This window comes from Kitasatospora sp. NPDC092948 (genome assembly GCF_044754805.1).
GTDB lineage: Bacteria > Actinomycetota > Actinomycetes > Streptomycetales > Streptomycetaceae > Kitasatospora.
In genome coordinates, this window is sequence record NZ_JBIVPU010000005.1 from 407164 (window position 1) to 432385 (window position 25222).

The 25222-nt window shown below is 70.9% G+C and carries 24 protein-coding genes and 2 riboswitches; of the genes, 9 read left to right on the plus strand and 15 right to left on the minus strand.

The genetic code is table 11. The features are described from left to right. Positions 1–152 precede the first annotated feature (152 nt). On the plus strand, positions 153–2459 hold the full coding sequence (metE, locus tag ACIQF6_RS18865; RefSeq protein WP_400896247.1) for a 5-methyltetrahydropteroyltriglutamate--homocysteine S-methyltransferase: 2307 nt from the start codon (positions 153–155) through the stop codon (positions 2457–2459). Between the two features lie 932 nt (positions 2460–3391). Here metE and ACIQF6_RS18870 read toward each other — a convergent pair. Continuing rightward, positions 3392–4573 (minus strand): MFS transporter, encoded by a 1182-nt coding sequence (locus ACIQF6_RS18870; protein ID WP_400896249.1) that lies wholly within the window; start codon positions 4571–4573, stop codon positions 3392–3394. Between the two features lie 234 nt (positions 4574–4807). Here ACIQF6_RS18870 and ACIQF6_RS18875 point away from each other — a divergent pair, with 234 nt between their 5' ends. Together ACIQF6_RS18875 and ACIQF6_RS18880 are read left to right on the plus strand one after the other, a co-directional pair. After that, a complete protein-coding gene (locus ACIQF6_RS18875; RefSeq protein ID WP_400896251.1) occupies positions 4808–5131 on the plus strand; it encodes an ArsR/SmtB family transcription factor in 324 nt (107 codons plus the stop codon). A gap of 153 nt (positions 5132–5284) precedes the next feature. Next, positions 5285–5776, plus strand: coding sequence for a DUF1877 family protein (locus tag ACIQF6_RS18880; protein ID WP_400896253.1), 492 nt, complete (start codon positions 5285–5287; stop codon positions 5774–5776). On the opposite strand, the gene ACIQF6_RS18885 is transcribed toward ACIQF6_RS18880, so the two are convergent. From ACIQF6_RS18885 to ACIQF6_RS18900, 4 genes are all read right to left on the minus strand, one after another. Beyond that, entirely contained in the window at positions 5763–6383 is a 621-nt protein-coding gene (locus ACIQF6_RS18885; RefSeq protein ID WP_400896255.1) for a hypothetical protein, read from the minus strand. The genes ACIQF6_RS18880 and ACIQF6_RS18885 overlap by 14 nt on opposite strands. 320 nt (positions 6384–6703) lie before the next feature. Continuing rightward, on the minus strand, positions 6704–7342 hold the full coding sequence (locus tag ACIQF6_RS18890) for a CAP family protein (RefSeq protein ID WP_400896257.1): 639 nt from the start codon (positions 7340–7342) through the stop codon (positions 6704–6706). Positions 7343–7797: 455 nt separating this feature from the next. Continuing rightward, positions 7798–8661 carry an NAD(P)H-binding protein gene (locus ACIQF6_RS18895; protein ID WP_400896259.1) on the minus strand — a complete coding sequence of 288 codons (864 nt, stop codon included), beginning with the start codon at positions 8659–8661 and terminating at the stop codon, positions 7798–7800. A 115-nt stretch (positions 8662–8776) separates the two neighbouring features. Beyond that, positions 8777–9154, minus strand: coding sequence for a hypothetical protein (locus ACIQF6_RS18900; RefSeq protein ID WP_400896261.1), 378 nt, complete (start codon positions 9152–9154; stop codon positions 8777–8779). A 1192-nt stretch (positions 9155–10346) separates the two neighbouring features. Here ACIQF6_RS18900 and ACIQF6_RS18905 point away from each other — a divergent pair. Further along, a complete protein-coding gene (locus ACIQF6_RS18905) occupies positions 10347–11423 on the plus strand; it encodes a hypothetical protein (RefSeq protein ID WP_400896263.1) in 1077 nt (358 codons plus the stop codon). Between the two features lie 87 nt (positions 11424–11510). On the opposite strand, the gene ACIQF6_RS18910 is transcribed toward ACIQF6_RS18905, so the two are convergent. The 6 genes from ACIQF6_RS18910 to ACIQF6_RS18935 all read right to left on the minus strand — a co-directional run bounded on the left by ACIQF6_RS18910 (position 11511) and on the right by ACIQF6_RS18935 (position 18101). Continuing rightward, positions 11511–11912, minus strand: coding sequence for a hypothetical protein (locus ACIQF6_RS18910; RefSeq protein WP_400896265.1), 402 nt, complete (start codon positions 11910–11912; stop codon positions 11511–11513). Beyond that, positions 11909–13999, minus strand: a complete 2091-nt coding sequence (locus ACIQF6_RS18915; protein ID WP_400896267.1) for a hypothetical protein — start codon at positions 13997–13999, stop codon at positions 11909–11911. The genes ACIQF6_RS18910 and ACIQF6_RS18915 overlap by 4 nt, the downstream gene beginning before the upstream one ends. Before the next feature lie 134 nt (positions 14000–14133). Further along, on the minus strand, positions 14134–15498 hold the full coding sequence (locus tag ACIQF6_RS18920; protein WP_400896269.1) for a hypothetical protein: 1365 nt from the start codon (positions 15496–15498) through the stop codon (positions 14134–14136). 395 nt (positions 15499–15893) lie between these two features. Next, on the minus strand, positions 15894–17438 hold the full coding sequence (locus ACIQF6_RS18925; protein WP_400896271.1) for an integrase: 1545 nt from the start codon (positions 17436–17438) through the stop codon (positions 15894–15896). Beyond that, entirely contained in the window at positions 17377–17919 is a 543-nt protein-coding gene (locus ACIQF6_RS18930; protein WP_400896273.1) for a hypothetical protein, read from the minus strand. Before ACIQF6_RS18930 ends, ACIQF6_RS18925 begins: the two co-directional genes overlap by 62 nt. Continuing rightward, entirely contained in the window at positions 17892–18101 is a 210-nt protein-coding gene (locus ACIQF6_RS18935; RefSeq protein WP_400896275.1) for a helix-turn-helix transcriptional regulator, read from the minus strand. The genes ACIQF6_RS18930 and ACIQF6_RS18935 overlap by 28 nt, the downstream gene beginning before the upstream one ends. On the opposite strand from ACIQF6_RS18935, the gene ACIQF6_RS18940 reads away from it, so the two are divergent. The 4 genes from ACIQF6_RS18940 to ACIQF6_RS18955 all read left to right on the plus strand — a co-directional run bounded on the left by ACIQF6_RS18940 (position 18081) and on the right by ACIQF6_RS18955 (position 20656). Next, entirely contained in the window at positions 18081–18869 is a 789-nt protein-coding gene (locus tag ACIQF6_RS18940; RefSeq protein ID WP_400896277.1) for a Gfo/Idh/MocA family protein, read from the plus strand. The genes ACIQF6_RS18935 and ACIQF6_RS18940 overlap by 21 nt on opposite strands. Beyond that, the gene (locus ACIQF6_RS18945) at positions 18784–19542 is read left to right on the plus strand and encodes a DegT/DnrJ/EryC1/StrS family aminotransferase (protein WP_400896279.1); all 759 of its coding nucleotides are present in this window, start codon (positions 18784–18786) and stop codon (positions 19540–19542) included. The genes ACIQF6_RS18940 and ACIQF6_RS18945 overlap by 86 nt, the downstream gene beginning before the upstream one ends. 72 nt (positions 19543–19614) lie before the next feature. Then, positions 19615–20049, plus strand: a complete 435-nt coding sequence (locus ACIQF6_RS18950; RefSeq protein ID WP_400896281.1) for an NUDIX hydrolase — start codon at positions 19615–19617, stop codon at positions 20047–20049. 88 nt (positions 20050–20137) lie between these two features. Next, positions 20138–20656 carry a hypothetical protein gene (locus ACIQF6_RS18955; protein ID WP_400896283.1) on the plus strand — a complete coding sequence of 173 codons (519 nt, stop codon included), beginning with the start codon at positions 20138–20140 and terminating at the stop codon, positions 20654–20656. Positions 20657–20715: 59 nt separating this feature from the next. On the opposite strand, the gene ACIQF6_RS18960 is transcribed toward ACIQF6_RS18955, so the two are convergent. Together ACIQF6_RS18960 and ACIQF6_RS18965 are read right to left on the minus strand one after the other, a co-directional pair. Further along, positions 20716–21459, minus strand: coding sequence for a CbtA family protein (locus ACIQF6_RS18960; RefSeq protein WP_400896285.1), 744 nt, complete (start codon positions 21457–21459; stop codon positions 20716–20718). A 27-nt stretch (positions 21460–21486) separates the two neighbouring features. After that, positions 21487–21699, minus strand: coding sequence for a CbtB-domain containing protein (locus tag ACIQF6_RS18965; protein ID WP_400896287.1), 213 nt, complete (start codon positions 21697–21699; stop codon positions 21487–21489). Positions 21700–21966: 267 nt separating this feature from the next. Between ACIQF6_RS18965 and ACIQF6_RS18970 the strand changes: the two genes are divergently transcribed. Beyond that, the gene (locus ACIQF6_RS18970) at positions 21967–22545 is read left to right on the plus strand and encodes a histidine phosphatase family protein (protein WP_400896289.1); all 579 of its coding nucleotides are present in this window, start codon (positions 21967–21969) and stop codon (positions 22543–22545) included. A 113-nt stretch (positions 22546–22658) separates the two neighbouring features. Here the strand turns inward: ACIQF6_RS18970 and ACIQF6_RS18975 are convergent, their stop codons facing one another. Both ACIQF6_RS18975 and ACIQF6_RS18980 read right to left on the minus strand, forming a co-directional pair. After that, positions 22659–24065, minus strand: a complete 1407-nt coding sequence (locus ACIQF6_RS18975) for a prenyltransferase/squalene oxidase repeat-containing protein (protein ID WP_400896291.1) — start codon at positions 24063–24065, stop codon at positions 22659–22661. A 117-nt stretch (positions 24066–24182) separates the two neighbouring features. Then, positions 24183–24286, minus strand: a riboswitch (cobalamin riboswitch). A gap of 178 nt (positions 24287–24464) precedes the next feature. Then, positions 24465–24830 (minus strand): hypothetical protein, encoded by a 366-nt coding sequence (locus tag ACIQF6_RS18980; RefSeq protein ID WP_400896293.1) that lies wholly within the window; start codon positions 24828–24830, stop codon positions 24465–24467. 147 nt (positions 24831–24977) lie between these two features. Beyond that, positions 24978–25126, plus strand: a riboswitch (cobalamin riboswitch). Positions 25127–25222: the final 96 nt, after the last annotated feature.

Sequence of the window (25222 nt, forward strand, 5' to 3'; positions counted from 1 at the left end):
TCGCGCCCGGCCTCCGATGACCTCGAGGGCGGGTCGGCGAACCACCGGGCGGGCAGGCGCAGTCGAGAGCGCGGCACCGCACCGCTGGCGTCTCCTTTCGCGTCCTCCTGTGCCGTCGGACCCAGGTTCGAGGCTCGCGAAGGAGAGTCCCCTTGACCACGAAGTCCGCAGCCGCGGCAACTGTCCACGGCTACCCCCGCCAGGGTGGCAACCGGGAACTGAAGAAGGCCGTCGAGGGCTACTGGAAGGGCGCCGTCACCGCTGACGCGCTGCTCGCCACCGCCGCCGAACTGCGTTGCGCCAACTGGCGTCAACTGGCCGGCGCCGGCATCACCGAAGTCCCCACCGGCGACTTCTCGCTGTACGACCACGTGCTGGACACCACCGTCGCCCTCGGTGCGGTCCCGCCCCGGCACCGGGCCGCGGTGGAGGCCGATCCGCTGGCCGGCTACTTCGCCATGGCGCGCGGCACCCAGGAGCTTTCGCCGCTCGAAATGACCAAGTGGTTCGACACCAACTACCACTATCTGGTGCCCGAGTTGGGCCCGGACACGGTGTTCGCCGCGAACTCCGCCAAGCAGGTCGGCGAGTTCCGCGAGGCGCTCGGCCAGGGCTACCGGGCCCGCCCGGTGCTGCTCGGCCCGATCAGCTACCTGCTGCTCGCCAAGGCCGCGCCCGGCGCGCCGGACGGATTCGAGCCGCTCACCCTGCTGGACCGGCTGCTGCCGGTGTACGCCGAGCTGCTGGCCGACCTGCGGGCCGCCGGCGCCGAGTGGGTGCAGCTCGACGAGCCGGCGCTGGTCCAGGACCGCACCCCGGCCGAGCTGAACGCCGCCGCCCGCGCGTACCGCGACCTCGGCGCGCTGACGGACCGTCCGAAGCTGCTGGTCGCCTCGTACTTCGACCGGCTCGGCGAGGCCCTGATGGTGCTCGCCAAGTCTCCGGTCGAGGGCCTGGCGCTGGACTTCACCGGCCCCGCCGCGGGCAACCTCGCCGACCTGGCCGCGGTCGGCGGCCTGCCCGGCAAGCGGCTGGTCGCGGGCGTCGTGGACGGCCGCAACGTGTGGATCAACGACCTGGAGAAGTCGCTGGCCACCCTCGGCACCCTGCTCGGCCTGGCCGACCGGGTGGACGTCGCCGCGTCCTGCTCGCTGCTGCACGTCCCGCTGGACGTGGCCGCCGAGCGCGACCTGGACCCGCAGATCGGCCGCTGGCTGGCGTTCGCCCGGCAGAAGGCCGCCGAGACGGCGCTGCTGGCCCGCGCCCTGCGCGAGGGCACCTCCGCCGTCACCGCCCAACTCGCCGCCAACCGGGCGGACCTGGCGTCCCGCGCGGTGTCCCCGATCACCCGGGACCCGGCCGTCCGGGCCCGCGCCGCGGCCGTCACCGACGCCGACACCCGCCGCGACGCCCCCTACGCCGTCCGCGCCGAGGCGCAGCGAGCCCGGCTGAAGCTGCCGCCGCTGCCCACCACCACCATCGGGTCCTTCCCGCAGACCGCCGAACTACGGGCCGCCCGGGCCGAGTTGAACGCGGGCCGACTGGAGGAGGCGGACTACCGGGCGCGGATGGCGGACGAGGTCCGCGAGGTGATCGCCTTCCAGGAGAAGACCGGCCTGGACGTGCTGGTGCACGGCGAACCCGAACGCAACGACATGGTGCAGTACTTCGCCGAGCAGCTCACCGGTTACCTGACCACCCGGCACGGCTGGGTGCAGTCGTACGGCACCCGCTACGTGCGGCCGCCGGTGCTGGCCGGCGACCTCTCCCGCCCGCACCCGATGACCGTCGACTGGTACCGGTACGCGCAGAGCCTGACGGACCGTCCGGTCAAGGGCATGCTGACCGGCCCGGTCACCATGCTGGCCTGGTCGTTCGTCCGCGACGACCAGCCGCTCGCCGACACCGCCCGGCAGGTCGCCCTCGCCCTGCGCGACGAGGTCGCCGACCTGGAGGCCGCGGGCGCCGCCGTCATCCAGGTCGACGAACCCGCGCTGCGCGAGACGCTGCCGCTGCGCCGGGCCGGGTGGCCCACGTACCTGGACTGGGCGACCGAGGCCTTCCGGCTGGCCACTTCCCCGGTGCGGTCCGACACCCAGATCCACACCCACATGTGCTACGCCGAGTTCGGTGACATCCTGCGCGCCATCGAGGAGTTGGACGCGGACGTGATCTCCCTCGAGGCGGCCCGCTCGCACATGCAGGTCGCCCACGAGCTGGCCGCCGTCGGCTACTCGGCCGAGGTCGGCCCGGGCGTGTGGGACATCCACTCACCGCGCGTCCCGTCCGCCGCCGAGACCGTCCTGCTGCTGCGACTCGCCCTGACCGCCGTACCCGCCGAGCGCCTGTGGATCAACCCGGACTGCGGCCTGAAGACCCGCGGCTGGCCGGAGACCCGCGACTCGCTCGACAGCCTGGTCTCCGCAGCCCGCACCCTCCGCGCGGAACTCGCGGGCTGACGCCCCGCCCGTTCTCCACCCCCCTCCGCGCGGAGCCGGCGGGCCGACAACCCGCCCGCTCCGCGAGGTCCGCGAGGTCCGCGAGGTCCGGCCGATCGGAGGCCGGCCGATCGGAGGCCGGCCAGCCGGAAGCCGGTCAACCGGAGGCCGGTCAGCCGAAGGTCAGCCAACCGAAGGCCGGTCAACCCAAGGTCAGCCAACCGAAGGCCGGCCAACCCAAGGTCAGCCAACCGAAGGCCGGCCAACCGAAGGCCGGCCAGCCGGAGGCCGGTCAGCCCGAGGTCAGCCAGCCAAAGGCCGGCCAATCGGAGGTCAGCCAGCCAGAGGTCAGCCAGCCGGAAGCCGGTCAAACCGCTCCGACACCTCCCGCAGCCTCCGGCCGGCCCCGGTGCCCTCCGCCGAGGCCGGGCCGGGGCCGGGGCCGGCCGCACCATGGTCAGCCCCCGGCGCAGCTCGCCCGCGCCGCGCGGTCCGATGAACTGCCCGCTGCGGGCCTCGGGGGCGGTGGAACCCGGGCACCGCCACCCCGGCCGACCTCACGCCGCTGCGCACCGCCGCGAACCTTCGCCGCCCGCACCTCCCCCGCGCCGACACCGTGGACCTCGCCGCCCGGGCCGGGCTCCTCGGCCTGGACTGTCCGGCCGGCGCTGTACGGGTCTGACCGCACGGCGGTGGTCCCCACTCCGTTGGACGATGGCGAGTCACCGCCCAGCCGCGCGTCCGGCAGGCACCGATCTCGGCTTCGACGGCACCCCGGCCCGGTCGGCCCGGTCGGCCCGTCTCGGCCGCGCCGGCGCGTTCCGCCTCTCCGGTGCCTGCGGGCCCTGCGGCGGTCGAGTCCCGCACGCAATCACCTTTGCAGGACGGGCACTTCACGCGGGTGCCGGTCGGCGAGGTCCCACGGGCCCTCGCTCCCGGGCCGGGGTCCCTGCTCAGGCGTGCACGGGCTCCGGTGCCTCGGCACGGGTCCGGGCCGTCCGTTCGTCGCGGGTGGTCGCTGCGGCCACCGCGCATGCCACCAGTGCGAGCGCCGCTGCCGCGAGCGGGAACCAGCGGCCGCCCAGCAGCCCGATCGCCGCCGAGCCGGCCACGCCGCCGACCGCCGTGCCGAGGTACAGCGCGCTGCTGTTCAGCGAGATCAGTAGCGGTGCGCTGTCCGGGTCGATCGACGCCAGGCGGTGCGGCAGCGCCACCGACACCGTCCACCCCGCGAGCGGCACCACCAGGGCGTACCCGAGCGCGCCCGGCATCGAGAGCCCCAGCCACGGCAGTGCCGCGAACGCGCCCGCGGCCACCGTCGAGCCGACCAGCAGTACCCGGCGCACCCCCACCCGGTCCACCAGGCGTCCGCCCAGCCAGCTGCCGGCCACCGACATCACGCCGCTGGTCAGCAGGATGGCGCTCAGCCGGCCGCCGTCGCCGCCGGTGGCGCCCGAGACGGCGGTGGCCAGATAGATGTAGACGCTCTGGAAGGCGAGGAAGAACACCAGCGTGGTGGCCGCCGCGCCGAGCACCCGGGGCCGGCCGAGCGGAGCGAGGCGCGCCCGCAGGGTGGGGGCGGCGGCAGGAGAGGGCAGGTCGCGCAGCAGCAGAGCCAGGCCCGCGAGCGCGGCCAGGCCAAGGGCGGTGACCAGCCACATCGTCAGCCGCCAGTCGGTGCGTCCGACCCAGGTGCCGAGCGGCACGCCCAGCGCGGTGGCCACCGTCATCCCGCCGAGCACAGTGGCCAGCGCCCGTCCGCGCCGCTCGGGGGCGACCAGAGTGGTGGCCACCGCGTTGGCGGTCGGCGTGTAGAGGGCGGCGCCGGCCGCCGCCAGTATCCGGGTGGCCAGCAGCAGTTCGTACGTGGGGGCGAGCGCGCTGAGCGCGTTGGCGGCACTGAACACCACGAGCGCGGTCAGCAGCAGGCGCCGGCGCGGCCAGCGGGCGGTGAGCGTGGCCAGCACCGGTGCCAGCAGTGCGTAGCCGAGCGCGAAGACGGTGACCAGCTGGCCGGCGGCCGGCACCGACACCCCCAGGTCGGCGGAGACCGGGCCGAGGATGCCGGCCACCACCATCGAATCGGTACCCATGGCGAAGGTGCCGAGGGCGAGCAGAAGCAGACGTACCGGCATGGGAAAGCCCCCCGGGGCGCAGGAATTGGTTCGTCGTACAGGCGAGCAGCAGGCAGCGGGCAGCGGGCAGGACACTGCTGCACGCTCTGTTGGATACACATGCAACAGTTTGACGCTCGCCAAACATTCGACGATGGGTGGATGATTGTCAAACCGTCCTGGCCCCGACCCGACCCGACCGCGCCCCTACCCTGGCCTCGTCCCCGACCCCTGCCCCGAGGAGCACGCGCCACCATGAGCGACACCGAGCGGCTTCCCCAGCCCGACCTCGCCGACATCGACCTCGTCACCGTCCTACAGGCCCTCGGCGACCCCGTGCGCATGAACCTGCTGCTCAGCTACGCCGACAACGCCGAACACTCCTGCGACCCGCACGGTCTCGGCCTGGACCACCTCCACAAGTCGACCGTCTCCCACCACATGCGCGTCCTGCGCGAAGCCGGCGTCACCACCACCCGCGTCGCCGGCCGCAACCGCTTCGTCAGCCTCCGCCGCACCGATCTCGACACCCGCTTCCCCGGCCTCCTCGACGCGCTCCTCGCAGCCGCGACCTCCTGACCGCGCACCTCTCACCGCAGTGTCGGTGTCGGTGTCGACGGCCAGGTTTCGCCCACCGACCGGACAACCACGGCAGCGAGCGCGGTCCCCCGCAGTGAGCTACCACATGCACCCTCGTGCCGTTCCGCCCGACGAGATCGAATCCGACGGCGGGTGGCTGACCACGTTCATGCTGAACTCCTGGCGCGACCAGGGGAGTTCACCGCAGGAATCGCCACCGCGGTCGAGAAGGACTTCCACGGGGTGAACCACCTCTACACGGGTTCCGCGGACGGCGCCGAAGACTCCGACGTCCCGGCCGCGCCGCCCGCCTTCGGGGGCACTCCCGTCGGCTCCGAGGACGGCCCACCGTTTCTGATCCTGACTCCGCTCCAGGTGAGCCAGGCCACGGCCTTCCTGGAAGCCGCCTCGTTCGACGAGCTCTGGGCCGCCTCCAAGGACGGGATCTTCACCCCTCTCCGCGGTCACCTGTACGAGGTCGAAGCCAGAGATTTCTTCCTTCAGCACCACACCGACCTGCACGCCTTCCACCGTCAGGCAGCCGGCGCGGGTCACTCGGTGGTCAAGGCCTTCCGGTACTGGGCACCCGCGCTACCAGGCACCCGCGCGCGGCGTCGACACCGGACGCACCTCAGACGGGTGTGACCGGCTCCGCCCGGGTGAGTTCCACCCACCGGCCCAGCTCGTCGGCGTGGCTGCCCGAAGCCGTGGCCGCCGCGACGGCCGAGACAGCCTCCGGTGCGGGCTCGCCGTTGCGGAAGAGCAGGGCGAGCGGCCAGGACGGAGCGCTCGGCCCCTCGCCGTCGAACGGGGTCCAGTGCCAGGGAGCGTCGAACCTCCATGCGCGCCCGTCGCGGTCGACGACCTCGTCGCCCGTCTCCAGGAACGCGAAAGGCCGGAAGAGCAGTTCGAGCCGGAACGGCACCCCGCCGTCCGGGTCGATCCGATGGCCCTGCTCCTCAAGCCCGGCGTCGTAGGACTCGCCCTGGCGCAGGACGTCGAGGTAGGTCCCGGGCCGTGGAAGCCAGCCGGTCTCCAGGGGCGGATCGAAGTGGTGGACCGCCAGGACGTGCACGACGGCCGCGGGGATCCCCACCGAACACCGGTCTCCGGCCTTCAGCGTCTCCTCGGCCGGCCTCGTGCGGAAGTAGCCGCCGCTCCAGCCGTCGTCCGCCGGCGTCGGAAGAGCCACCTCACCGTTCCACTCGATCCCGTCCGCCGAGGTGTCGACCTCCCACCACGGCCAGCGCACGGAGACATGCGACCGGGAGACCCCGGTGACCGTGGCCTCGGTGAACGGGCACTCCATCCGCAACACGTCACCCGGCCGGAACCGACGGCTCGCGCCGCCAACCCCCTGCACGCCGGCTCCGGCCGGTCTCGTCCGGGTGTCCACGATGCCTCCTCAAGTGCGGGAAACGATCATCGCAGACCGCCGACGGGCACCGTTCGGAACCGAGCCCGCCGAACGCCCGCAGTGTGCCACGGCGCGATGCCCCGACGATCCCGGCCCCGCAGTCCCGCGGTACCGCCGTCCCTCCGTCCCGCCATCCCTCCGTCCCGCGACGTCCTCTACAGCCTGGGCGGCAGGACGTTCTCCCGGTACGCCTTCGTCGGGTTCTGCGGGTCCAGGGTGACGTTCCCCCGCGGCATGAAGTCGCACACGATGTAGGTGTCGGACCAGGAGAAGCCGTCGGCGTCCGGCCCGCCGTCGCGGAGGCCGCCCACCCTCGCGCAGCCGAACTTCGTGCTGGACTTCCACACGAGTTGGGTGAAGTTGCCGGTCTCGCGGGAGAACCCGGGCCTGTTGTAGTCGTAGCGCGCGCTCCCCTCGTACCAGGAGTCCACCGCGTCCTTGCAGGTGTCCGGGGTGTAGCCGCCCTCGGTCGCGGTCGAGCCCCAGCTCAGGGTCTCGCCGTACCCGCGTGCCAGGCCGTCGTGGTTGAAGCCGCCCGGCCGGGAGACCTGCTGCGCCCGGGACTTGGCGTAGTCCACGATCGCCGGGTCGACGGTGAGCGGGGGTGCCTGGTGCTTGGCGCGGTACGCGTTGACGGCGGCCAGGCAGTCGTTCTGGAACTCGCTGTCCGTCCGGTCCGTGAACGCCCGCCGGGACGCCGGCCCGGCTGCCGTCGCGGGCGGCATCGCCGCCGTCATGGCCAGGGCCGTCGCGGCAACGGCCACGGCCGTCCGGCGAATCCGAAGTGCAGTCAAGGTGGTTGTGCTCCTTCTCGCGCTGATCCTGCTGCCCTGATCAACGCGGCCGACCGCGTCAGGGCACGGGATCCGTCCACCACCCGCCGCCGGCAACACCCACGATCCCGCGCCCACCCGGCCTGCGCCGCAGAACTCCCCGCCACCGGACACCCGCCGGTACGGCGCGAACACCGCACCCAGGCCGACGACTTGGCCGACCCAGCGGGACGCCCCGGCCCTGGGGAGCAGCGTTGCCGAGCCACCCGCTCCGAGCACGACCAGCGGAACAGCGGAACCGCGGAACGGCGGAACGGCGGAACGCCGGTTTCGGCGGGCGGTCGGCAGGCCAGGGCCTTGACCTGGGCGGCCTTCAGCGCGGCGAAGAGCGCCGTCGACGGCCCGGACGCCGGCAATCGGCCAGGCCCGCCAGTCCCGGCTCGGCGAATCGGAAGTTGGCGCAGCCGTCGGCCCGTTCAGATTGCGGTCGGCTGCCGGAAGGCGTCGGCGTTGCGCGCGCACCAGTCTGCGAACGTCCGTGGCCGGCGTCCGAGCAGCCGCTCCACCGTGTCGGTTCGGAACCCGACGGTGTCGGCACGCATGAGCGTGAACCCCTCGGTGATGGCGTCGGCAAGCGCCTGGGGTGCTCCGTCGGGGAAGCGGGACTGGACGGCTTGAGCCGGTGTGGCCGTCTCACGGACCTCGATGTCGCGGCCCACCGCCTCGGCGATGATCTGAACCTGATCCGCCACGGTGAGCGCCTCGTTGCCGGTGAGGGCGTACTCCTCACCCTGGTGGCCGCTCTCGGTGAGGACGAGGGCGGCGACGGCCGCGATGTCGGCGGGGTCGATCGGCGCGAAGCGGCCCGGGCCGACGGGGTCGAGGACATACCCTTCCGCGTGGATGGTGGGCGCCCACTCGAGGGCGTTGGTCGCGAAGCCGCCGGGCCGCAGGATCGTGGCGGGTATGCCGGAGGCGCGGACGATCCCTTCGCGCCGGTGGTGCCAGCGGCCCATCGCGGGCATCGGGTCGCCGACGACGTTGATGGAGGACAGGTGCACGATGTGGCTCACCCGGGCCGCCTTCGCGGCCGAGACGGCGTGGGCGGTGTGGGCGGTTCCGATGCCCGGCGTGAGCAGGAACAGCCTGTCGACGCCGGCGAAGGCGGGTGCCAGTGTCGCAGGCTCGCCCAGGTCGCCGATGATGCGCTCGGCGCGCTCGGGCAGTCCGGCGGCGCGGGCGGGGTCGCGGACGAGGATGCGGAACCTGGCGCCCTTCTCGTCGAGCTCGCGGACGAGCTCGCGGCCGATGTTTCCGGTGGCTCCGGTGACCAGTGCCATCAGACCCCCTGGAGACGTTAGCCGTCTAACGATTACCCCGAAGACGCCAGCCAGGAAATGATTGGCCGTCCGTCGTCCCACTCGCCCCATGATCGAGTCGGTGCAGCCCGTTGCGTCAGGCCCCAGCCGGCGCGTTCGACGCAGCCGCGAGGCCCACCCGCCACTCGTCCAACAGCCGGAAGAACGCCTCCAGTGGTGGCTCGTCCCCGCGGTTCTGCTCGATGGCCATCGCCCAGCCGCAGACCATAGGCCACCCGCGCGTCCAGCTCAACCACTGGGCAAACGGACCTGCCGGATCGAGATCGAACTGCTCGTCCACGCCATGAATCCGCAGCGCCAGGCCATACCCCGAAAGCAAGAGGCCCAACTCGTCCAGCGAGCCGTTGCGCACGAACATGCCGGGCCGCTGCCGCACGTGTTCGAGCACGTCATAGACATTCTGCAACTCATCGAACGGCTCGGGCTTCGGCCGGTCTCCCAGGTCAGCTGACACCCACCAACCCTACGTTGACGGGCCCGACTGAGTGACTACTTGTCACATCGGGTAGGGAGATCAGATGTCCGCCCACGCGGATCTCGGCGCGTCCGTTGACAGCTGCGAAGTCACGTACGCTCCTGCGGCCGGCCTGCCGCAGTGCCCGTGCCTCCACCCCGTTCCACTCGCCCACCGCCGCCATGACCACCTCCTGCCTCGGCGACCGTCGAAGCACCCTACGACCTGTCGGGGTGTCAGAACTGCCACGGCAGGGCATTCCCGCCTCTCCGCACCAACGGCACGCTGGGACAACAGCCGGGCCGCCCGGCCGGCAGAAAGGGGGCGCAGTGTGGAACTCACCGTGCAGCGACCCGTCCTCGCCCGCCTGGGCGCGGCCCCGGAACGTGCCTCGCGCCACCGACAGCTCGCCGGCGCAGGCCTGCATCTGCTGGTCGTTCGCGGCCCGCACGCCCACGCGCCGATCGCATCGGCCATCGACCGCCGGAGGTAGACGTGCAACAGCCGGCACCGTCCCAGCCCGAAACCTGCTCGCCGGTCCTCGGGCCACGGGCCCGCTGCCCGCGGCGGATCGCCGACCGGCCCCGGCAGGTCGTCCTCCGGCCGACAACCTTCTGCAGCAGGCTCATGCCTTCGTCGATCCGCGCGTGGGCCTCGCCGGTGCGGCCGAGGTCGAGCATGCACTGGCCGGAGTCAACGGCGAGGTCCGCGGTGCTCATCCACCGGCACCAGGTCGGCGCCGGGTCGGGACTGTCGGTCAGCAGGGCGGTCTCGGCGGCGGCCAGATCCCGATGGCAGTCGGCGGCGGCGCCAAGGGCGGCATGTGCACGGGCTCGGCGAAGGAAGAGCGAGGACTGAGCGGTGGGGTGCCGGGTGTGGATGAAGGCCTGGCTGAGCGGTTCCACGGCGGCGTCGGGCTGAGTGAGCCAGATCGACTGGTAGGCGAAGTTGTAGCCGCTCTTCAGAACTGACCGTTGACCGGTCAGTCGGCCCGTTCCCCCGACCACGGGCATCCGGTATCACAGAGTGCTCACGAGTGCGGCTGATCAGGGCCCCAGGGGACGTGGTGGTAACCGCTTCCCGCGCGACGGGTGATCGCTTCCGGAAGTCCGAGTCGCTGTCGGGGTGGAGTTGGTCAGTGGGTTGGGCCCGCGCTGCAGGGCCCAGCTGAGCCATGGTTACACTCGCCGACATGCCTTTGACCCGCCTGGACTTGATCGATGAAGGCATGGCGGTGGCTCTTGCCGGTCCGGATGCGGAGATGTTCGGAATCGGTAGCACCGTCATCGCGTTCGGGCCTGCCGGGCCTGTGATCATCGCCGATGCCGTGGATGAACTGACGACCAGCGGTGTCTGGAACAGTAGAGAGTTCCGGCTGCGCGGTCCCGGCCCGGCCACGATTGCAGCGCGGATCTGGGAGGCCGACCCGTTCCAGCGGGCTCATGTGTTCACCCGGTTGAAGGACCGCTGCATTTACTTGGGCACGGCCCAGCGCGTGAGGGGTGAACAGACCCGCGAGCAGTTCGTGCTCTGTGTTTGGCGGCTCGATTCAGAACTGAGCCGGGAGGTCCTCGACACCGTGCGGCCACCAAGCACACCGGTTGCCCTGCCCGACCTGGAGTGGCTCGACTACGTGAGGACCGATCCGGCCACTGCGCTGGAACGCTTCGTCACGGGTTGGTACCCCGCGTCGGAGGCGCCGTCGAGGCCGAAGCTCAGCAACTGCACGCCGGGGCCGCTGGCGAGCTTCTATCGGCTTGCTCAAGAGCGGCCTGCGATACTCGGCGCTCAGAACAGGATCCTTCCAGAGGCAAAGCTCTATACCGACGACAGCGCGGACCATCTCGTCTTCGGAGAGGAGAACCAGGGCGGCTTCGTCTGGTCGTTTCGATGGTCCCTCGACTTCGCTGAGAGTGACCCGACTGTGTGGTTCACGGAGGAAGAGCCGAGCCCCGAGCGCGAGCCGATGAGCGGCTTCCTTCTGCAGTTCTCGCTGTTCGAAGCCGTGGTCAGCGCGCCTTACTGGGCCAGCGTGGACTGCCTGCCGGAAAGGCTCACCCGCGAGATCACGCGTACGCTCCACCAGGTGCCTCTACGGCCGTGGCAGTGGCCCTCCGATCCCACGCACTTCTACGTTGCTCCCGGCCTCGCCGCCTACGTCAGCGACCACGGCAACGGGGGGTTCGACGTCTGGGTCGGTGCCAAACACCGCAACGCGCTGCGCCCGCTCGGCGAGCGGGGCTTCTCTTGGCGCCGTTTCGATGGCTGAGACAAAGGTCTCGCCCGGCCCTTGGGGACCGAGTGGGATCTCGTGACCAGCGATGAGCAGTCGATCACATCTCCCAGCGGAGTCGGCTCAGTAATTCCCCTTCCTGGCTCGGATGTTCGTGACCTTGGAGGCGTCCTCGAGCGCTTTGCGGAGCTGATCGTTGGCCAGCGCGAGCTGCTGGAGTTGAGCGACGGCGAGCGCGAGGTCTGAGGTCAGCTCCTGGTTCCGACGACGGAGCTTCGCGTTCCTGGCGATGAGCCTATCGTGGGCGGTCGGCTCGTCTGCGGGATCGACAGGAGCGGACCGGAAACGACTGAGTTCTCTGGCAATGTCGGGAAAGCGGCGGCGGAACGTGGTGTTGCTCAGGCCAAGCTGACGGGCCAGCTTCAGGACGCTGGGCTTGGTGTTGGTCTGAATGCATGCCTCGACCATCTCCGTCATCCGCTTGCGGACCAGGGCCTCGGGCAGATCGCAGACGTTGGTGGTCATGCGATGGACTCCGTGCGGGTGTTGGTGGACAAGAACTCGGTGATCTCGGCGTGACGTTGCTGAAGACGGTGCTGCAGGAGGGGAGGCATGGCCGGTCGGGCGGCCATCCTCTTCTCCAGGCGGGCCAGCTCTCGGGTCCAGGCAGCCACGTTCTCAGGAGTGAGGGCAACATTTCTGCAGGCGAGGGGCTTGCATCCGCCGTGGTCGGGCAGCCCGTCGCCTCCGCCGCGCTTCGCCCTGTCGCAGAGTGCCTTGGCCGGATCGTGGACGCAGGTGATGTACTCACCGGGATAGATCGCTGGATCATGCCGCTTCATGATCCGTTTCAGGCGGTGCTTGTCCAGGGCGACTTGTCCCTGGAACTGGGCTCGTTCGCCGAATTCTCCTAGCCTCCGGGCAGCCTCTTCGGCTGACGGGCCGCTCAGGTCAGTGTGCTCGTGCGCGTCGATCATCGCGGTGTATGCCTCGCCCCGGGCGAGGGCCTGTTCGCTCTCCACTTCTGCCCGGAACCCGGAAGCGCTGGTGCCTGCGTAGCCTTCGAACATTTGGATGCTGTGGTGTCGGTAGTGCATGGCGCCGGCGATGGCCCCGCCGGGCCGTCGTGCGATGAACCACGCGAGTGTGCGCCGGAAGACGCTGGTCTTGAACCCGGTGCGGGTGTCGCCGACTGGTGGGACGTGGTCGGAGCGATGGGCGGTGTCGCAGAGCTGGCCGACGTAGGTGACGAAGTTTCTGATCTGCCGAGAGGTCGCCTTGGTCGTGAGGGCTTCGGCGGAGCCCGTCTTGGCGTCGGATCCGTAGCGAAGGCGGGCGAAAAGGAAGTCCGCTTCGGCGGGCTGGAGGCGTTCGAGGACGTCGATGGCTCGGGCGACGGGCTCGCCGACGACCCAGGTAGCCTCAACGCCGACGTCGTCGTCCTCGCCCTTGAAGGCCAGGCTGGTGACGGTCCAGCGGTAGGGGGTCTTGTCCTCGTCCCTCTTGATGCGCAGGCATCCGCGTCGAAGGTGCTTGACCTCCGAGTCACGCATCCCGCTGAGGAACGCGATCACGATGTAGCAGGCGGCCTGCAGGTGGCGTTCGAGCCGGGCCAGGCTGTGGGTTGCTGTGTGATGGGTGGCGATTCCCTCGACCCATGGGGCGCCGTCAAGTCGGCCGGTAATCGGGATACTGAAGTAGCTGTCTGTGCCGATGCCAACGATCTCGGCCGTCGCGGTCACGACGTCGGCGTGACGTTCGACGCAGGAGCGGTCGCATTGCAGTGAGCGGGCGAGGTAGACGATGTTCGGACGGCCGCGGTAGCCGGGCAGCGGTCTCCGCGAGGCGATGTACTCGTCCATCAGGGTGCGGATGCGAAGCCCGATGTCCGTGGCGTCGTCTGGCCGGCGGAAGGTGCCGGTTCGGGTGGCCCGCCAGTGCGCGTCTGCGGCCAGGATGTCAGTGGAGAACTCATCGACGAACCGAAGTGCCCAGCCCAGTAGCGGTCCCAGGGTCTCTTCGGGCAGCCGATCGGTGGCGTTCTCGCTGCGGCGGGGAGCCTTGGACTCGCCCCACTCCGGAAGGTGGCGCGGGTCGAAGGACAGTGCATGCTCGTCGAGATGGGATCGCCAGCGCCAGAGGAGTCGGATGACGCCTCGCGCGAGCGTCCGGTGGTCCGAGGACCGGGGGTGGAGCACGTTGAGATACTTGCGGTAAGCGGTCAGGTCGTCCGGAGTCAGGGTTGACAGGTCGGTGCGGTGCTCTTCCCAGCGCTTGTCCAGCCAGGTCAGGATCGCCTTCATGTGGGTGAAGGTGACCCTGACGGTGGCGATGCTCGGCGGGTCTTCGCCGTCCGGCGGGTCGGCGGACAGCAGGTGGTAGAAGAGCTTCTTGGCCGCTGGACGAAACCGCGACGGCAGGGCCAGGAAGTTCAGGATGAGTGCAACGTCGTGTTCCTTGCGCTGCGCGGGGAAGAGCCGCCAGATGTCCTCGCCGTAGCGGGAGGTGTTCTCCAGCCGAAACCCGGATCGGAGCTGGCGACCGTGCAGAACGTGAGTGTTCTGTAGAGCGGCGTCGCTGGGCGGAGGAACGGCGAAGGTGGCAAGACTCATGGCTGTTCCCAGGGGGCGTCGACAAGGTCGAGGAGGGCGTCGGGCAGGGGGTTCTTTCGTTCTTGAGCGACCTCGGCCGGCGAGAACTTGGTGAGGATGTCACGCCGGATCGCAACCCAGGCCGGCCCGTAGCGTTACCACCAGTCGATCTCGTTCATCCGCTGTCGCAGGGCACCGAGGCTGTCAAGGAGTCCGAGCAGCCCGGGCAGGTGGGCGCGAGTGACCAGGCAGTTCCCGCAGTGGAAGCAGTCCAGGAACGAGTCGCCGCAAGGGGCCTGGGTCTCCGGGTTGTGATCATGGTCTTCGCAGGCGGTCCAGGCCGTGTCCAGTTCGCCGTCCGCCAGTTTGCGCGCGACGTCCGGCGCCATACCGGCTTCCTCCAGGTCCCGCGCAGTGCCGACCTTGGGCAGGACCTTCGGGCCGCCACCCCTGCGTTCGGCAGCACGCTTGTGGGCTTCGACAGCGGCGTGTTCGGCGTCCACGAGCGCTTCCGCGACCACCTCCGCGGCCCACTCCCGGGTCGGCTCATCCGCCTTGAGGTAGTTGGCATACAGGACTTGAGCAGTGTTGCTCTTCGCGGAGGACGGCAGGTGACCGCCCATCTGCCGGGTGCGGCGCGCGTCCACGCTGGTCTTGATCCGGTTGAATGTGACCGACAGCGGCGGCGCCGGGGGCTGCTGGCCGTTCTTCTTCGGCGGCAAGTCCGCCAGTACCGGCTTGGGACGCTCCGCAGCCCAGGCAGACATGTGGATCGCCCCTCCATGGCCGAGGCTCGCCTCGAACGGCGCCCAGTGCTCCGTGATGCCCTTGGCGCCGGTGCGGTGGTTGTTGCGCCAGATCGCGAACGCGGTGGAGGCGCCGCAGAAGGACCGGCCGCGAGCAGTCAGCTCCAGCAGCAGGAGATAGAGACCCCCGGGCGTGTGGAGTTCACGGTCCTTCGGTCCAATCTCCCAGGTCACTGTCTCGAACCAGCGCTTGGTGCCGCGCCGGCGCTTGACCACGGACAGCTCGACGACGCGGCCTTCCAGCACTCGGTGCTTGACCGGCAACTCCTTGATCGACTCCCCGTTCCGCTCCGTGACAACCATCAGGAGGACCACCAAGGGCGCCAGATCCTTCCAAGTCAGGAACAGGTCGGAGGCAATGGCAACCCGTTGACTCTGCCATTCCTGAAACCGCCGAACGGGCTCGGGAACTGCACCACTGTCAGCCATCGAGGCCAGTACCTCGCCCCGCCGGAGATCATCCGTGCCGAGTTGACCGCGGTCCTCGCGGTAGCGTCGCAGCAGGTCCTCGCTCGCGCGTAGGCGGCGGGCGATGCGAGCGGTGTCGGCCCGCGCTGCAGCTGTCAGTCGCTCCAGCTCTCCGCTTGAGTAGCCCCCCACTGGCTTCGCTGCGGGCGGCTTCAACAGTCGTCGCTCGAAGGCGTCCAGGGCCTCGGCCGGGAGATCGTCCTTCAGCTGCGGGTCAGTGAACTGCGTGCGCAGTTCCAGCAGCACCGGGTACTTCGTTCGCGGGGAGATATCCGCGCGGTCCTGGAACGCGTCAACGTGCGCACGGGTCAGCTGCTGTGGAGTCTCGGGCGACGGAAAGAGAGTTGGGAGGAACTTGGCCCAGTGCCGGACCGCGCTCCAGGCGCCCCTCGCACTCTCCAGGGTCCTGGCACCGCCGCTGTAGCCGGTCCGCAGGGCGAAGGACCGGGCCAGGAACGGATGCCAGCCCGGCATCGGCAGTGAGCTGAAGTCGTAGGTGCGGGTGCGGCCGTCCTCGCCGTAGAAGTCGACGAGCAGGGAACCTGGCGCTTCCGTTCTGACCAGTGGCGGAGCTTCGTAGCTTCCAGCCGGTGTCGCGGCCGGGCGGCCAGGTCCAGTGCTGCCGCGGCCTCCTCGCCGACTCACTGCGTCACCTCCGCCTCAGGCAAGTCGAAGGGCGGCGCCTCGTCCCCGAGTTCGGCAACCGGGGTGTCCCGCGGGTCCTCCCAGGTGTCCGGGACCAGGGCCATGCGCGTCTCCATCTCCAGTTCCTGCAGGGCGTGCAGATAGATCAAAGTGGACAGCTGAGAGGTATGACCGAGTCGGCGGCGGATCCAGTCCACCGGGTCCCCGAAGATCCTCTGGTAGTGCTGGCGCTGGCCCGGATTCATCTCGCCGAGCGCCGCGATATGGCCGCGCTGAAGCTGTTCAAGCGTGATCACGGCGAAGGTGTGCCGACAGAGGTGGGCATGGGCTCGTTCCTCCAGCCCAGCCTCTTCGCAGCGGCTGTTGGCCGTGGTGAACATGTCCTTCCAGGTCGACAGGGACAGCGGCATCCCGTCCTCGCCGAGCCAGAACATCGCCGGCTCCAAGCCCCGCTCGGTGTCCACAAACAGCCGGCGGCGCTCCAGCGGGCCGAGTAGCCGCACGTCCACGCGCTTCCCGACCATCGCGCCCGAGGTGTACTGGGCCATCCGCGGAGACGCCGGGTCCGTGATGACCATGGGACGGCGGATGCGGTGGTAGCGGCCCGCGGCCTGGGCCTCCGCCACCACCAGGGCCCGGTCTTCGAGGTCGTAGGCGGTCAGATCCCGCCGCGTGGATGCCGGCAGGTAGACCCACCGGGCAGACTGCCGCTTCGCGATCGACCTCGGCAGCCAGAACTTGCTGTAGCCCGGTGGCCCCTTTCCCAACGGGATCTCGGTCCTGAGAAGGGTGCCCTGCTCTTCAAGCCGCATCCCGGTGCGGACCAGCTTGTCCGTGAACGTTGAGTTGCGTGAGGCCCACCGACCTCGGAAGTTGTCCCTCGGTAGTCCGCAGCGGTCGTAGCCCCGGACCCCAACGTCCCGCCAGCGTCGGTAGGAAGCGGCCGGCAGCCACTCGATCCGCTGGCCGCCTTCGTCGTGCGCGTAGGACGCCGGGACCTTCCTACTCTTCCGGCCCCTCTTGTCGACGACCGGCGGGCCCCCGGGCGAGGTCGCGCTTTCCCGGGCCTCCCGCAGCGGGATCGGGATCTCGGAGACCCAGCCCTCGCGCTTCGCGTGCTCGTAGAACTGGAACACGTGCGAGGTGTCCTGGCTCCATGTCGAGCCGTCGATCCGGGGTCCCTTCGCGTCCTGGCGCCGCCAGTGCCGGTAGGCCCGGTGGTCGTCCATCGTGGCGTCGCGCCAGCCCTTTCCCCCGCGCGCCACATGCAGGAAGGTGAAGTAACCCGCCATCGCCCTCGCCCGGTTCCGCTGGCTGTTCAGCGGACCTTCGAGGTAGTCCACCCGATGGAGGTACGCATTCGGGTTGACGTCGTAGACGTACCGGGGCGACAAAAGATACGGAGTCCCGTCAGGAATGCCCTGGTCATCGAGCCAGCACTCCCACTCCTCAGGACGAATCCGCAGGTACCAGAGCCCTTCACGCAACCGCGGCAGATCCCGCGAGGTGAAGTGGACGGACCAGGCATTTCGACTCAACACGACCGGACCGTACAGGGGTGAGGTCAATGACCGGTCGCGCACAAGCGAGGTCGGAGAGGATGCCGGCGCCGAGGTCGCGGTCACGGGCGGCGTGCGCGTTGCTGAGGGCCGCGTTCCACAGCTTTCCCGCCACATGGTGCTGGCCCTGGTCGAAGCGGTGCCAGCCGCAGGTACTGGCCAGGGAGGCGGCCAGCAGGTGCAGGCGCTGACCGATGGGCTCGGTGCAGCGGCCTTGCTCCAGCAGGTCGGTGACCGTGTCCAGCTGGGCATCCATCAACTTGGCCGTGTGCTGGCGCTGTTCGGTGGGCAGGGCGGTCAGCTTGGCACTGGTGTCCTCCAGCCAGTCGACCAGTTCGCCGTCGACGTGCTTGCCGTCCAGTGCGGTGATGAGCCGGTCGGGTTCGAGGGCGGCCCACTGGGCCGAGAGGCCGGCCAGCGCGAGCGCGCTGAAGGTCATGAAGGTGCGGCGGCGGTGGTCCATGGCAGCTCTCTGGGCGTCTTGCGCCAGTTCTCCCACTTGCTGACGGCGGCCTTGTCGGTGCCGGAGCGAAGACCCTCGGGCCGGTGCCGGGCGACGTGGTGGATGCGGGCCGCGAGGTCGGCCTGGGACCAGCCGCGAAGCGCGCGGGCGTACGCGAGGGGGTGCCGGATCTGGTCGTCCACGGGGCCAATCCCATCATCGACGGTGACCTTGAGCCTACTGCGCGTAGGGGCGGGACCACCCTGGGACTACGGACAATCCCTGGATGGTGGCCGCGAGTTGGGCTCTACTCGTCGTGCACCGACGAATTTCGTCACCACGCGGAAGGAGTCCGACGCGCTGCGGTCATCGGCCTCGGCCATCAGGCACTCGAAGACCACCTTCCCGGCCTGCTCGCATCCAGCAGGGCCGAGCTGGTCGCCGTCTGCGACAGCGACCCCGACACCCTGCGGCAGCGGCAGGACGCCCTCCAGGTCCCCGGATTCACCCGTGCCGGTGACCTGCTGGATACCGTGAAACCGGACTTCGTGGTCGTCGCCGTCCCGCACCACGCCGGCCGCGAGGTCGTCCAGGAGTGCGCCGCCCGGGGCGTCCACGTCCTCAAGGAGAAGCCGTTCGCCACCTCGATGGACGAGGCCCGGGAGCTCGCCGAGATCTGCCAAGCCGGGCAGGTCGAGCTGATGGTCACCCTCCAACGACGGTCCAACCCGATCCACGCCAGCGCCGCCGGGCTGCTGGACCAGATCGGCACCCCGTTCCTGATCGACGGCCAGTACACCTTCCACACCGACGACCCCGGCGGCGGCTGGCGCGGAGACGCCCGCCAGGCCGGGGGCGGCTGCATCATCGACATGGGCCGCGGTCATGGTCACCCACCTGTGGGGCAAGCCCGCCGGCATGGCCGGCATCGTCGCCGTGGCGAACGCCCACGACCTGGCAGTGCTGGATGACGGCTCCCACGCCCACGGCGCGAGCGTCACCGGGCGGAAGGTCGGCGCCTTCGGCCTTGCCTCGGCGTTCTCCCTCAACGGTCCCAAGCCGCTCTCCGGCGGCGAGGGCGGCTTCGTCCTCACGGACGACGACGACACGTACCACCGGGTCATCACGCTCGCGCACTACAACAAACGCGCCAAGTCCGAGATCCCGGAAGGCCACCCGCTCGCGCGGTACGCGGTCACCGGGGCCGGACTCAAGCTCCGCATCCACCCGCTCGCCGCCGCCATCGCCCACGACCAGCTCGCCCGCCTCGACGGCTACCTCGCTGGACAGGCGGAGATCGCCCGCCACCTCACCGGCCGGCTGGCCGGGACACCCGGTCTGGAAGTCGCCGCCTTGCCCGACGGATTGATCCCGTCCTGGTACGGGTTGACGCTCACCTACCGGCCCGACGAGCTCGGCGGCCTGCCGATCGAGAGGTTCCACCAGGCGCTGATCGCCGAGGGCACCACCGAGTTCGACCGCCCCGGCTCCACCTGCCCGCTCAACCAGCTGCCGCTGTACCAGCAAGCCCGGCATGCTGTTCCCCGGCCACCCGCACTCCCACCGCCGGTACCAGGCAGGGGACTTCCCCGTCGCCGAGCGCGCCCACGCCCACACGATCAAGCTCCCGGTCTGGCATCGTGAGCAGGATCTCGAACCGGCCGAGCAGTACGTCCGCGCGGCCATCAAGATCAGCGACCACCACAAGGAGCTGCAGTGACTGTCACCTCCCCCGAATTCGTGGCCGGCCTGGCGGCCGACGCCGAAGCCGCCGGCATCACCGGCCTCGTCGCCGCCGCCGTGATCAACCACGAGGGCCGGGTCCTGCTCGTGCGGCGCAACCCCGACGACTACCTGGGCGGCATGTGGGAGATCCCCTCCGGCACGGTCGAGCCCGGGGAGAGCATCCTGGAGGCCATGTTCAGGGAGACCGCCGAGGAGACCGGCCTGACCGTCGACCAGATCACCGGCTACATCGGACACTTCGACTACCAGAACAGCCGGGGCGGCACGACCCGCCAGTTCAACTTCGCCGTCACCGTCGAGAAGACCGAACCGGTCGTCCTCACCGAACACGACGCCCATCAGTGGGCCCTCCCGGGTGAGCTACCGGAGGTGAGCGACGCGGTTCGAGAGCTGATCGCACACTGAGGTGCGATGAGTGGGACGGGGCCCCTGAGCTTGTCGTTCAATCTCGCACGTCACTCGACCTGCTGAGATCTTCCGGATCCGGCAACACGTGATACGGCCGTTCTCCGCGCTTCGAGATGTCGAGTACGAGCGTCTGTACGCCCGTGCTGACGCACTGTTCGAGCTCACCGACGCGGCGCTGTCGCGGACAGGCCGGCGAGGACCTCGGCCGAGCCGTCGCTGGCGGCCGAGCACCGGCGCGGGCACGGAGCGATGTACACGGCCCTGGACCGGGGCGGGTGCGAGCCCGCGCGCGCATTCCGGCCTGGACACGCTGACCGACCGTGGCGAGGCCGGGACGCTCCACGTCGAGAACCGCGACCCGGCCTACGAGCGCGGTGCCGTGCTGCCCGCCGACCGATGGGCACCCCTCACTCCGGCCGCCGCCCGCCTGTTGACCGCCGAACCCGACACACCCGCGGACCTCCTCGCCCAACTGGGCCGCCTGCCCGGCTCGTTCACCATGGAGAAGGCACTCATCGCCCCCGCCGGCCGCACCCTGCTCCCCGCGATCGCCGACGGGCCGCGCTTCGTGCCGAGCCACGAGGGGTTCAAGTTGAGTCTCTGAGCATGCCGAAGGGCCGGTCGACGCGACGGAGCGAAGCGTCAACCGGCCCGGGGGGCAGGTTAGTTGGTCACCGGCACCGTGGCCGCGCGAGCGGGCTTGGGGAGCAGGTGGCGTTCGGCGAGGTGGCCGAAGAGGAGGCCGAAGGACAGCCAGAGGGTGAGTTGGATGGCCAGCGCCGCGACCCGGAACTGCCAGAGCAGGGTGGCGGAGAAGTCTTCGGGGACTTCGTTGACGGCGGGCAGCAGGACGTAGCCGAGGCCGATGACGACCAGGTAGCCGAGGCCTGCGGCCAGGGTCGCGTTCCAGTTGCCCAGCCGCGGAGCGAGTTGCTTGCCGGCCACCACGGCGGCGACGGCGAGCAGCACGCTCAGCAGCATCATCAGGAAGTAGAGCAGGGTACGTCGTCCGATGGTCTCGGGGTCGCCCACGGACGGCGGGTTGGCGGGGTACTTGAGGAACGGCACGAGGTAGACGGCCGCCAGCGCGCCGCCGGAGAGCAGCAGTGCGGTGGCCCGCGGGCCGAACCGGCCGGTGCGGCCGAGGGCGAAGCAGTAGACGAGGGCGGCGATGCCGCCGAGGGCTATGCCGTAGATCAGGACGCCGGTGGCCAGGCCCGCGGTGGACTGAAGGGTGCGGCTGACCAGTTCTTCGCCGTGCTCGTGGCTGTGGCCCTCCTCGAAGGCGATCGCCGCGTCCACGCGGGGTTCGCCGAGCAGGTAGGCGACGATCAGTGCGAGGACGCCTGCGCCGAGGCCCGCGAGCATGCCGCGGACCAGCAGGTTTCTGACGGTGTGGGAGTTCATTTCAGTTGTTCGCCGTTGTTCCCCGGGTCAGTGGCAGGGGAAGCCGAGCAGGTGCCGGCCGTCGTGCACCCACTCGTGCACGGCCTCGCCGGAGATCAGGGAGGTGGCGCCCTGCTCGGCGCCGACGAAGTAGAGCAGGGTGAGCAGCAGGATGCCGAAGAAGACCGCCCACGGGGCGATGGCCTTGACGGAGATGGGGGTGATGGCCGGCGTGGCGGCGGGCGCGATGGGGTGAGCCATGGCCGTTGACCTCCTTGCGGGAACTCGCGTCCCGGTCGTGTGGAGCAGGGGAACGACGGAGGCGGGTCTGACTTGCCGTCGGCGGCCGGGTGGGCTGCCTCGGGTTCACAGTGGCGCGACCGTGCCGGGTTTGCACCGGACTTCCACGCACCGTCGTTGATGTGGGGTTGTTCGCCGAGAAGGTACCGTTCCCGGCGGGCCCCGCCAAGGGGCCCAGCCGTGCATACTACCAATCCGCAGACGAACGACCCGCAGGGGGGACGGAATATGACGGTCCGGGTGATGTTGGTCGCACCGGCGGTCGGCGGCGAGCTGCGCGAGGCCCGGTTCGGCGACGACCGACCGCTCGACGAGGCGGAGCTGACGCCCGTCCGCGCCCGCACCGCCCCGGCGGGCGGGGCGACGGCCGTGCTGACCGCCCCGTCCCGGCGCTGTCGGCAGACGGCGCAGGCGCTCGGCCTGACGGCCGCGGTCGAGCCGGCCCTCGCCGATCTGGACGCGGGCGCCTGGCGCGGCCGGGCGCTGGCCGAGCTGGCCGCCGACGAGCCGGAAGCCGTCCGGTCCTGGCTCGGGGACCCGGGCTTCGCCCCGCCCGGCGGCGAGTCCGTCACCGCGCTCTGCGCCCGCGTCGGCCGCCGGCTGGACCGCCTCGCCGAGCAGGACGGCGCCCGGGTGCTCGCCGTCGCCGAACCGGCCGCGATCCGCGCCGCCGTGCTGCACGCCCTCGCGCTGCCGCCCGCCGCGTTCTGGCGGCTGGACGTCGCCCCGCTCACCGTCACCCGGCTGAGCGGGCGCGCCGGGCGGTGGAACCTCCGCACCGGCGCGCCGCTGGGTCAAGAATTCTGAGCGGTTGGACGTCGCCCCGCTCACCGTCACCCGGCTGAGCGGGCGCGCCGGGCGGTGGAACCTCCGCACCGGCGCGCCGCTGGGTCAGGAGTCCTGACGCGACATCAACGGCATCAACTGCCGTAGCGCAGCGACACGGTGTCGCCGACGTTGACGACGGTGGCCCGGCTCGCGGCGGCGGCCGCGCCGTTGTCGAGCGAGACCTTCCAGCTGTTCGCGCCCGCGTTCGCGGTGCCGCCCAGCGCGGTGATCGTGCCGGTGCCGCTGGACGGGGTGACGGCGGTGACGCAGCCGCTCGGCGTGGCGGCGGCGCCGGTGGCGGCGTCCAGGACGGCGCCGAGCGTGGTGGTGGTGCCGGTGGGGGTGACGGTGACGGCGCAGACCTTGAGGTTGCCGGTGCCGTCGTCCACGGTGAGCGCGACCCGGGAGGCGGTGCCGGCGGTGAACGCGGAGGTGGCGACCCAGGTGGGGGCCCCGGCGGTGACGGGGGCGGGCGGGGCGGCGGTGAAGCCGCCGCCGACCACCGCGCGCAGGCCGTCGACCGAGGCGTACGCGGACGGGGCGGTGTCGGTGGGCAGGTACTTGAAGCCGCCGCCGGGCTTGAACTGCTGGGCGATCAGGAAGTCGACGGGCGTCTTGCCGGTGGAGGAGGTGAAGTCGGCGCCCTGCGGGTCGATGCCGCAGGCGTTCAGGCCGGAGACCGCCCAGCCGTTGGAGTCGGTGTTCGCGCCGTACATCGAGGCGAACGAGCCGTTGGCGTTGAGGTTGCCCTTGAGGAAGGTGACGGCGTTGGTGATCGCGGTGTCGGTCTTCGGCACGCCGGCGGCGCACAGCGAGGCCATCGCGGCGCCGGTCATGTCGATGTCGCTGGTCTGGGCGAGCGCGGTCGGGTTGCCGGCGGCCTTGCTGAAGTTCCAGCCGCCGTCGTTGTGCTGGTTGGCGCGGACGGCGGCGGCGGTGACGTCCAGCACCGCCTGCGGGACGCGCTGCCCGCCGGCCTGGGTGCGGGCGTTGCCGAGCGCGAGCAGGCCGAAGACGGTGCCGTTGAAGTTCCCGGACGGGCCCCAGTAGCCGGGCTCGGCGGTCTGCCAGTAGGCGGCGAGGTCGGCGATCAGGTTCCGTCCGGCGTCGACGCGGGCCGGATCGATGCCTGCCGCATAGGAGTTGAGGATGGCCCGCTCGTAGTCGGTGACCACCGGGGAGGCGCTCGGCCAGCTGCTCGCGGCGAGTTGGCCGCGGTACACGGTGCGGGCGTTCTTGCTCGGGTCGGTGCCGGGGAGGAGGTCCACGGCGGCGGTGCCGGCGGCGGCGAACGCGCTGAACGCCCATTCGTTGGACAGGCCGCCGGAGGCGTAGCTGCCGTCGGCGGCCTGCAGGGTCTTCAGGTAGGCGACGCCGTTGGCCTTGGAGGTGGCGATCTGGGCCGGGCTCGCGGTCGCGTGGGCCGGGACGGCGGCGGCCAGCAGGGTGCCGGCCGCGAGGGCGACGGCGGCGGCACGGGAAGCATGGCGGAGGGACACGGCGGGACTCCTTGGGTCGGGACGGCCGACCGGGCCCCTGCCTGTCCGCGGGCGCGGCGGCGGGGCGGCCGCCGCCCGGGTCGCGTGGGTGGCTGTCGCTCGTGGTGCACGGCCGGCGGGCATTCGGACTCGGGCCCCGACCGGGCTCCCGGCACGATCGACCGGAAGGGTTCTGGGCCCACACCGCTGCGCGTCAGTCCCGGATTTCCACCGGATTCCCCCGCACGGCCACCGGGACGCTACCGCACCCGCCGCGCCGCCCGACAGGGTGACGAAGGCAACATGACGCCCCGTCGGCGGCGGGTCACCCCCGCGGATCACCCGCTGCCCCGGCAGTCGGGCCGCCCCTCGGACCGGCTCGGCCGCTGACCCGGCAGCCGGGCCACCCCGCGGACCGGGTCAGCCGTTGACCCGGTAACTCAGGCCCGCGTAGGGGAGGTTGGCCCAGTGCAGGCTGCCCAGTCCGTAGGCGAGGTCGCCGGCCCGGCCGGGCGCGCCGGTGCGGCAGTCGGCGTTGAAGTACACCGTGACGTCGGCGGCGGTGAAGTTCACGGCGGAGTTCGCGGCGGCGGGCAGGTTGTGGCAGCCTGCGGCGGTGTCGACGGCGAACTGGGCGCCCGTCAGGTCGCTGCCGGTGGTGAAGTACGCGACGGAGGCATGCGGCAGGTCGACGGCGGCGGCGGGCTGAGCGAGGGCGCCGCCGAGCAGCAGGGCGGCGCCGGTGGCGACGGCGGCGGTGAGGCTCTTCGGACCGGATGCGGGCATGGCTGTCTCCTTGTCGGACGGACGCGAAGGCGCGCGACTCACGTGGTTACATGTTCAACTACCCTTGCCCGCCTGCCAAGAGGCCCACGTCCGACGCCTGCTGGGGGCCCGTGCCCCGCCAATCCGCCGCCGGTCCGGAAGCGTTGACGGTCCCTCATGCCGCGTGGTCTGATGAACGGGTTTTTCATCCTCGGCAGCAGGGGAAGCCGGTCCGAATCCGGCGCTGACCCGCAACCGTAGTCCCGTCCCACCGCGACGGGAGAGCCGGAATGCCTGCCCCGAGGGTTCGTTCAGCGCACATGCGTCGTCGCGGAATACGACGCAGCCGGTACGGGGGCCCGCCACCGTCCGCTGCCCGCTCACCCCGCCACGACCCGATCAGGGAGTATGCC